General features: G+C 62.0%; 3 protein-coding genes and 1 pseudogene. All 4 read left to right on the top strand.

Going from position 1 to position 2,836, the window contains the following annotated elements; all coding sequences use genetic code 11:
* On the top strand, window positions 1-789 hold a 789-nt coding region (locus MKD38_RS30380; protein ID WP_147298080.1), incomplete at its 5' end, for a serine hydrolase domain-containing protein.
* 67 nt (window positions 790-856) lie between these two features.
* Entirely contained in the window at window positions 857-1,195 is a 339-nt protein-coding gene (locus tag MKD38_RS30375) for a serine hydrolase (protein WP_012354785.1), read from the top strand.
* A 369-nt stretch (window positions 1,196-1,564) separates the two neighbouring features.
* Entirely contained in the window at window positions 1,565-1,840 is a 276-nt protein-coding gene (tnpB, locus tag MKD38_RS30370; protein WP_012354783.1) for an IS66 family insertion sequence element accessory protein TnpB, read from the top strand.
* Window positions 1,841-1,950: 110 nt separating this feature from the next.
* Window positions 1,951-2,760, top strand: a pseudogene (locus tag MKD38_RS30365) (transposase); the annotation flags it as partial.
* Window positions 2,761-2,836 lie beyond the last annotated feature (76 nt).

Raw genomic sequence — 2,836 nt, 5'->3', positions numbered from 1 at the left:
CTAATGCTCATTCTTCCAACATTCGCAAGACTCAGCGTTGCGCTGTCGCTTCTCGCGTCCACTACAGTAGCCTGCGCGCGCCTGCCCGCGCCAGTGGCGGCAGCCGAGGTCGGAATGTCCGCGGGACGGCTCGGCGCGGTCGGCGACTGGATGCAGTCCCAGGTGGAATCCAAACGCGTGCCAGGGGCAGTGATGCTGATCGTGCGGAACGGCCAGGTCGCCTACTTCGAAGCTGTGGGGCAGCAGGATCCGGTGCATGGCACGCCCATGAGCAAGGACAGCATCTCCCGGATCTACTCGATGACCAAGCCCATGACTTCGGTTGTCGCCATGATGTTGGTGGAGGAAGGCAAGCTGCAGCTCGATGCACCGCTGTCGCGGTTCCTTCTCGCCTTCGCCACCATGAAGGTCGGTGTCGAGCGGAAGGACCCGGCCACTGGCGCAAAGACTCTGGAGTCGGTGGGTACCTTACGGCCGATAACCGTGCACGACCTGTTGCGGCATACTTCGGGCATCACCTACGGCGTCTTCGGCGATTCTGCGGTCGAGCGCCTGTACCGGGCCGCACAGATCGGACTCCACGGCGACTTCACGAATGCCGAACTGGCAGACCGGGTAGCGGCGCTGCCGCTGCAGAATCAGCCAGGCACGGCCTGGGAATATGGATTCTCCACCGATGTCCTGGGCCGCGTGCTGGAAGTAGTGGAAGGCCAAACCTTGGGCACCATCATGCGCAGGCGGCTCTTTGCCCCACTGGGAATGAAGGACACTGGGTTCGGCCTTCCCTGAGGCTGCTAAGCATGCCAAACTTGTCCAGCCCTTCTCCGACGACGAGGAGGTCGTGCCGGGACTCCGCATGTTTGATCCCCGCATGCCCCGGAAGTTCGAGTCGGGCGGTGCCGGCCTCGTTTCCACGGCGCAAGACTATGCCCGCTTTGCGCAGATGCTGGCCAACGGCGGCTCACTCGATGGTCGGCGCTACCTCAGCCCCCGGACAATCGAGTCCATGACTGCGGACCACGTGGCCAATGGGATCGCACCTGGATCGCTCTATCTGCCCGGAGCCGGCTATGGATTCGGACTGGGATTCGCCGTGCGTCGCACGGCCGGCGAAGCGCCCTCCGTCGGCTCGCCCGGCGAGTACAACGTAAGCAGTCTTTCATCGGCGTCTATCAAATGGCATGCTGAATGGTGATGATGTTCTCCACCTACTTCAGGAGAACATTGATGAGCGAAGCATCGCCGGAACTGAAAGTTGTCAGCGGCAACAGCAGGGGTCGCAAGCGATACGACAACGCCAGCAAGCGAGCACTGGTTGAGGCCTGTCTGCGGCCAGGGGGCCCGGCGCGCCTGTGCAACAGACGCAGACGAGAACAATGACCGAGAACCGACCCTTAGCATTCGTGGCCGTTGAGTCTATCTCAGAGGCGACGTCAGTCGATCCAACCTCCGCCTGTATGGCCGTCGCGTTGGATGTGCGATTGCCCAATGGCGTCGAACTGGATCTGAGCCAGGCGGATCTCCCAGGACTGACGATGATTGTCCAGATGCTGGGGAGGATGCCGTGTTCCGGTTCGACAGCGGGCTGAAGGTATTCCTGCATCGCGAGCCGGTGGACTTCCGGATGGGGATCAACGGGCTGTCGATTCTGGTGGAGCAGGCGATGTTGCTCAACCCGTTTGACCACTCGCTGTACGTGTTCGGCAACCGACGGTGCGACCGTATCAAGATCCTCGGCTGGGACGGTGCTGGTTTCTGGTTATTCCTCAAGCGATTGGAAGCCGAGGATCGCTTCGTGTGGCCGGACACGACCGATATCGTCACGCTCACCGTCGATTAGTTGCATTGGTTGCTGGACGGCATCGACATCGCAGTCATCAGGAAGCATCCCCAACGCATCTACGTGCGAACGAGTTGAACTCTCGGATGGGCATGTCGGTCCAACCGGCCATGCCCGTCAACGTCACGATCACTGCTGAAGAACTTGAGGAGTTGCTCGCAGAACGCGACGCAGCGCGCCAGCTTCGCCTCGAACGTGATGTACTTCGGGGTGAGTTGCGCTTGGTAAAAGCTGAACGCGAGCTGGCAGAAGAACGACTGCGTGCCTATCGGCGCGAATTGTTCGGTGCCAAGAGCGAAGCACGTGATACGGGCCAACTCGGGCTGTTCAACGAGGCCGAAGCACTCACCGCCACCGCACAGCCTGCACAGGAAGACGTGCCCGGCACGAAGATCGCCGCTCACACCCGCAACAAGCGTGGTCGCAAGTCCCTCGTCCCAAGCTGCCACGCGAAGTGGTGCGTCACGACCTGCCGGAGTCCGAACACTTCTGTGCCCACGATGGCCACGCGCTGGTCGAGATCGGCGTTGAGATCAGCGAACAACTGGACGTGCTCCCGGAACAGGTCCGTGTCATCCAGCACCAGCGCGTCAAGCGTGCCTGCCCGTGCTGCGATCTGGGCATCAAGGTCACGCCGGCGCTGCCGCGTATCATCCCCCGTGGCCTGTTCACCGAGTCGGCGCTGGCCTGGATTGCCCCGGCAAGTACCAGTTAGGCATGCCCCTGTATCGCCAAGCCGCATTGCTGCGCCGCTTCGGCGGCGCATCTCGGCCAATACCATCGCCGCCAGCATGGTGCGCGTGGGCCAGGCCGTGCAGCCGGTGATCAACCTGCTTCGCGACACGCTGCTTGATTCCGACATCATCTACGGCGACGAGACCACTCTCCAGGTCTTGAAGGAGCCAGGACGGCGACCACAGAGAGGTCTGGCTACGCTCGGCGCTGAGCAAGGTATCGTCCAAAAGCGATACCGCGAAGCCGATGGGCTGCGCATTG

This window comes from Cupriavidus sp. WGlv3 (assembly GCF_023952475.1).
Taxonomy (GTDB): domain Bacteria; phylum Pseudomonadota; class Gammaproteobacteria; order Burkholderiales; family Burkholderiaceae; genus Cupriavidus; species Cupriavidus phytorum.
This window is presented reverse-complemented; position numbering and strand designations above follow the sequence as displayed.